General features: G+C 35.4%; 7 protein-coding genes. 5 read left to right on the top strand and 2 right to left on the bottom strand.

Features of this window, described 5'->3' with window-relative positions:
• Positions 1 to 223 precede the first annotated feature (223 nt).
• Positions 224 to 961: a Cof-type HAD-IIB family hydrolase gene (locus V7014_RS07995; protein ID WP_335505951.1), complete on the top strand. Its 738-nt coding sequence runs from the start codon at positions 224 to 226 to the stop codon at positions 959 to 961.
• A 46-nt stretch (positions 962 to 1,007) separates the two neighbouring features.
• On the opposite strand, the gene V7014_RS07990 is transcribed toward V7014_RS07995, so the two are convergent.
• A complete protein-coding gene (locus V7014_RS07990; protein ID WP_335505949.1) occupies positions 1,008 to 1,445 on the bottom strand; it encodes a Dps family protein in 438 nt (145 codons plus the stop codon).
• Positions 1,446 to 1,773: 328 nt separating this feature from the next.
• Here V7014_RS07990 and V7014_RS07985 point away from each other — a divergent pair, with 328 nt between their 5' ends.
• From V7014_RS07985 to V7014_RS07970, 4 genes are read left to right on the top strand one after another with little or no spacing between them, the layout of a single operon-like run.
• Positions 1,774 to 2,715: a metal ABC transporter solute-binding protein, Zn/Mn family gene (locus V7014_RS07985; RefSeq protein WP_335505947.1), complete on the top strand. Its 942-nt coding sequence runs from the start codon at positions 1,774 to 1,776 to the stop codon at positions 2,713 to 2,715.
• 48 nt (positions 2,716 to 2,763) lie between these two features.
• Positions 2,764 to 3,516 carry a metal ABC transporter ATP-binding protein gene (locus V7014_RS07980; protein ID WP_335505946.1) on the top strand — a complete coding sequence of 251 codons (753 nt, stop codon included), beginning with the start codon at positions 2,764 to 2,766 and terminating at the stop codon, positions 3,514 to 3,516.
• 10 nt (positions 3,517 to 3,526) lie between these two features.
• On the top strand, positions 3,527 to 4,465 hold the full coding sequence (locus tag V7014_RS07975; protein WP_335505944.1) for a metal ABC transporter permease: 939 nt from the start codon (positions 3,527 to 3,529) through the stop codon (positions 4,463 to 4,465).
• Positions 4,462 to 5,340, top strand: a complete 879-nt coding sequence (locus V7014_RS07970) for a metal ABC transporter permease (protein ID WP_335505942.1) — start codon at positions 4,462 to 4,464, stop codon at positions 5,338 to 5,340. Before V7014_RS07975 ends, V7014_RS07970 begins: the two co-directional genes overlap by 4 nt.
• A 71-nt stretch (positions 5,341 to 5,411) precedes the next feature.
• On the opposite strand, the gene V7014_RS07965 is transcribed toward V7014_RS07970, so the two are convergent.
• Positions 5,412 to 5,921, bottom strand: a complete 510-nt coding sequence (locus V7014_RS07965; protein WP_335505940.1) for a YusW family protein — start codon at positions 5,919 to 5,921, stop codon at positions 5,412 to 5,414.
• Positions 5,922 to 5,985: the final 64 nt, after the last annotated feature.

Raw genomic sequence — 5,985 nt, 5'->3', positions numbered from 1 at the left:
CGTGAAATATATAAACCCGTCTGTTATGCAAGAATGCCAACATTTGGTGCTTTCTGTCTAGATGAAACCCCATGTATCTTCTTGAAAATCGTAAGAATTACTTTCCCATCGATCAAACAAAGATAGCAAATAGGACTTATTGGACATCCCTTTTATAGAAGCATTAGTAAGAAGATTACATAGTCGGTGGTATAATTAGGTGAATGTATAAAGGAGGATTCGGGTGACAAAAGCAAATATCAAATTAATTGCATTAGACATTGATGGAACGTTATTAAATGAACAAGGTGAAATTTCATCACAAAACTATGATGCTATTAAGAAAGCTGAAGCATTAGGTATTACTGTATTATTAACAACTGGTCGTACGATGATGCGAAGTCGAGATTATGCAATAGCACTTAAATTATCTTCTTATATGGTTACGGTAAATGGCAGTGAAATTTGGGATGCACATGGCAATCTGTTAGAAAGAACATTGTTACAGACGGAGAAAATGAAAGAGTTGTTGCAAGTAGTTGATGAACATTCTTTACCTTTTAAAGCTGTATGTACGAAACAGATGTGGCTGAATGAAATTCCAGATTGTATAGATGATGTTAAGTGGATGGCAATTCTAATGTTTTTCGAGGATGCAGACTTTCGAGAGGAAATATTACAAAAGCTCCAATTGAAAACAGGAATTGAAATCAGTAACTCAAGTCCAAACAATATTGAAATAAACGCAAAAGGTATTAATAAGGCGCGTGCGATTGAAAAAGTCTGCCAAATGCTACATATATCAATGGATGAAGTAATGACGATAGGGGATAGCTTAAATGATTTGGAGATGATAAAAGCGGCAAAAATAGGAGTTGCAATGGGAAATGCACAAGAAGTTGTAAAAAGAGAAGCTGATTGGATCACTGAATCAAATAATAAACATGGTGTGGCGGTTGCACTTGAAAAGTGGGTATTGTAATTGATAAAAAAGTTTAGCACAAGTTGTGCTAAACTTTTTTTGTTTTTTATCCTAAATATGCTTTAAGCATCCACATATTTTTCTCTAAAGTTGCTTTAATACCAAGGAAAAGATCGGCTGTTTCTTCGTCATTTGCATTTTCTGCAACTTCAAGTAATTCATCGATCTCGTTTGCGATTTTTGCGAAGTCTTGAAGAATGATTTTTACCATTTCATCCGCTTGTTCTGTTCCATTTGCTTCTTCAATTGTTGCAGTTTCTAAAGTTTCTTTTAACGTAGCAATTGGTTGTCCACCAATTGTTAATAAACGTTCTGCAATTTCGTCAATGTACGTAGCAGTTTCTGTATAAAACTCTTCGAATTTTGCATGAAGTGTAAAGAAGTTAGCTCCTTTAACATACCAGTGATAGTTATGTAGTTTTGTGTATAACACAGTCCAGTTTGTAAGTTGTTGATTCATTAATGGATGTAATTGATTTGACATAGTATTGCCTCCAATAGTGTTTATTTTCACATCTTTGTGAAGTTTGGAACAATTTCAATTTTAACATAAAGAATGCAAATTTAATAATATAAAGTTTATAGGCTAAAGATGTGATGTTGTATAATCTATATCTTACACATTAAAAGGGGATTCAAACATTTTATTGAGAAAAATTCTTAAATTTGTTGAAAAGTTATTGACGGATTACTTCTGGGCGACTATGATGGAATAAAAGTTGGTCAAGGGAAACTTTTATGTGATTGTTTAAAAAAGATGAATTAGACAAACACAATTTAGTGAAGAAAACATATAAAAAGGAGAGAATGTTTTGAAAAATTTCAAGGTTCATTTTTTATTCGTGCTGACTATTTGTTTAGGTTTAGTACTAGTCGGTTGCTCTAATGAAAAGTCAGAAAAGAAAAATAAAACGAGTGGTAAAGTACAAGTTACATCTACCATAGGTATGATTGGTGATGTAGTTCGTAATATTGGTGGAGAACATGTAGTTTCAACAAGCCTAATGAAAACAGGAGTTGATCCACATTTATATAAGGCTACTCAAGGTGATATGAAAAAATTAGAGGATGCGGATATCATCTTTTACAACGGTCTTCATTTAGAAGGTCAGATGGTAGACATCTTTGAAAAAATGAAAAAGAATAAACCGACTATAGCAGTCACTAAGAAGGTACCAGAGGATACATTACGCGCTGGTGATGGGAAAACGACAGAGCATGATCCACACCTTTGGTTCAATGTCCAGTATTGGATAAAGTCAGCCGAAGTGATTCGAGATGAATTAATCAAGTATGATAAAGAAAATGAGGATGTATATAAAGAGAATGCAGAGAAATATATAGCAGAATTAGAGAGGTTAGATACTTATGCGAAAGAGCAAATCCAAAGTATACCAGAGGAAAGTCGCATATTAGTTACTGCTCATGATGCATTTGGATATTTTGGGGATGCTTATGGAATTAAAGTAATGGGCTTGCAAGGAATGAGTACACAGTCTGAAGTGGGTTCTAAAGATGTTAGTCAACTAAGAGATTATTTAGTTGAAAATAAGATTAAAGCTGTTTTTGTTGAATCAAGTGTACCTAAAACAACTATTGAAGCTGTTATTGAAGGTGCGAAGAGTAAAGGTCATGATGTGAAAATAGGTGGAGAGTTATACTCTGATGCTATGGGTGATGAAGGGACGGAAGAAGGTACCTATATAGGAATGGTTCGTCACAATGTTGATACGATTGTGAACGCATTAAAATAATGAATGATAGTAAGAACAAGTAGTTTTACAAGATAAGGGGGATAAAAATTGTCACTTCCATTAAAAGTTAACAATATAACAGTAGCCTATCAAAAGAAGGTTGTTTTACAAAACGTTTCTTTTTCAGTGCCTCAAGGGAAGTTAATTGGCATCATTGGTCCTAATGGTGCAGGAAAATCGACGTTAATTAAATCAATTCTAGGGTTAGTACCACCTGTAAGTGGAAAAGTCGAAATATTCGGTGATTCATATGAGAAACAAAGAAAGTTAGTCGGTTATGTTCCACAAAAAGAATCGGTGGATTGGGACTTTCCTACAGATGCCTTAGACGTTGTGACGATGGGGAGATATGGGAAATTAGGTTGGTTCAAAAGACCGACTAGAAATGATAAAGAGATCGCGCGTACATGTTTAGAGAAAGTGGGAATGAGCGAATTTAGCAATCGCCAAATCAGCCAATTATCAGGTGGACAGCAACAAAGGGTCTTTCTAGCACGTGCCCTTGCCCAAGAAGCCGATTTATACTTCATGGATGAGCCATTTGCTGGAGTTGATGCTGCAACGGAACGAGCGATTATTTCTTTATTAACAGAATTAAAAAATGAAGGAAAAACAGTATTAGTCGTTCATCATGATTTGAATACAGTTAAGGAATACTTTGATTGGGTCATGTTAGTGAATGGTGAGCTGATAGATATTGGGCCAACTGAAGAAGTTTTTACTAATGAATTATTACAAAAAACATATGGCGGTAAGTTAACGATGCTTGACCATAATTCATCAGCCATAATTGTCAATTGAGGTGAGTGAGATGGATTGGATTAGTTTTCTTTCAGATCCTAATACACAATGGGTGTTATCGGGGACTATTTTACTTGGCATTTGTAGCGGGGTAATTGGCTGCTTTGCCTATCTTCGAAAACAATCTTTAATGGGAGATGCATTGGCACATGCCGCATTACCTGGAATATGCGTATCCTTTATGATAACAGGAACGAAATCGATAGTAGGATTCTTAATAGGAGCATTAATTGCTGGCGTAATCGCTACCTTCGCAATTGGTTATATTACTCGTGAAACGAGAATTAAACAAGATGCTGCATTAGGAATAATCTTAACTGTGTTTTTTGGCATTGGTATTGTTTTACTAACGAAAATTCAACATAGTAGTTATGGAAATCAAAGTGGTTTAGATAAGTTTTTATTCGGGCAAGCAGCGGCAATGATTAGTAAAGATGTAACTATAATGGCGATTATTTGTGCAAGTTTAATAATCGTTGTCATTCTATTTTTTAAAGAATTCAAACTTGTATCCTTCGACCAAGGGTTTGCTAAAGGAATTGGATTACCTATCCGTTTTTTAGATCAATTTATAATGTTTCTCATTGTGGTTGCAGTCGTTGTTGGGATTCAAGCGGTAGGTGTTGTTTTGATGGCAGCTATGCTAATTACTCCTGCGGTGTCTGCACGGTACTGGACAAACAAATTATCGTATATGATCGTTCTTTCTGGCTTTTTTGGAGGACTTAGTGGATTTGGAGGCACTTTAATTAGTACAATGGGTACCAATTTGCCAACAGGCCCACTCATCGTTTTATCTGCAACTGCTGTGTTTATTGTATCGGTTCTCTTTGCACCTGCTAAAGGCGTTATTGCTAAAGCAAGAATTAGACGATATATGAAGAAAAATACAATAAGTACCAGTACTTTTGTTTCTATGAAAGAAATGGAAGGGGGGAAATCCTCTTGAATGCTTTTTGGATTATATTAATAGGTGCGTTAGTTTCAGGTGCATGTAGCATAGTAGGCTGTTTCCTTGTGTTAAGAAAAATGAGTATGGTTGGCGATGCAATCAGTCATGCAGTTTTGCCTGGCATAGTGATTGCATTCATGCTTAGCGGTTCTAGAGATACCATATTTATGTTAACCGGTGCCATTATATTTGGGTTATTAACAGTGTACTTAATAGGATTATTTCGTAATAGTGGAGTTCAAGATGATGCAGCCATTGGTGTTGTATTTACTGCACTGTTTGCCGTTGGCGTTGTACTCGTTAGCTTATTTACGAGAGAAGCGCATATTGATTTAGATCATGTATTATATGGTGAGATCGCTTATGCTCCATGGGATACGATCTCCATTATGGGTATTGATACCATCCCGCAATCAGTATGGTTAGTAGGTTCGGTCTTACTTGTAAATATTTTATGTATCAGTCTGTTTTATAAGCAATTTAAGCTTTGTGCATTTGATCCTGTAATGGCAGCTGCATTAGGTATTCCTGTCGTATTGTTTCATTACTTCTTGATGACACTTGTATCAGTTACAACTGTTGTGTCATTTGATAGTGTGGGAGCAATTCTTGTTGTAGGAATGCTAATTGTACCAGCTGCAACGGCTTATTTATTAACTGATAAACTGAGCTTGATGATTGTAATCAGCTGTACGGTTGGTATCATTTGTTCTGTCGTTGGATATTATATGGCTGCTATAATGGACGCGTCTATCTCAGGGTGTATGACCACAGTAGCTGGTATTTTGTTCGCGTTAGCCTTATTTTTCTCTCCTTCTCATGGAATAATAAGTAAAGTAATAAGAAGAAGAAAGATTGCTGAGCAAATATAAAATGAACTTGAAAATAAAGTGAATTTTTATGAATAAAGGCTGACCAAATTAAGGTCAGCCTTTTATTCATGTTATTTCAAATATTCTTTCTCAGTGCCATCGGCAAACTTAATTTCAAGGTCAACTTGTTTATAGTCTTCTTTTAAATCGAATGATTTAATGACTTCATTAATGACTTCATCTGGAGCGGTGTTTTTGTCAAATTTATAACTTTCAAAACGGCTTCGCATTTCTGCTAAAGCTTCGTCTCCTCTTAAGGTGCGGTTGTTTAATTCATCTTCAATCTTTGCTTCCATCCCATCTGTTTCATTATCATAATCTACCTCGAATGATTTGTAATTATCGTAATCCACGTCTAAATCAAAAGAAGTAAATGGAATAGAATCTGTATTAGTCGCTGTGTTATTTTTGTTATCCGTTGAACTGCCTGCGTTGTCTACAGTATCATTGTCGTTTCCGTTCTCAACGGGCGCGTTTTCTGGTGGGTTATTTACTGTATCTTTATCATTATCATCGTTGTTGCCACAAGCTCCTAATACGAGTAAACCAGCACACATTGTAAGCGCAAGTAATTTTTTCATTAACTAATTCCTCCAAATCTGTATATCCATATTCTTCACATCAATTATTACCGTAAAATAGGAG

Origin of the sequence: Bacillus sp. JJ722, assembly GCF_036963345.1 — a bacterium.
Classification (GTDB): Bacteria; Bacillota; Bacilli; order Bacillales; family DSM-1321; genus Bacillus_AD.
The sequence above is the reverse complement of the archived record's forward strand: the minus strand, read 5'-3'. Positions and strand labels throughout refer to the sequence as shown.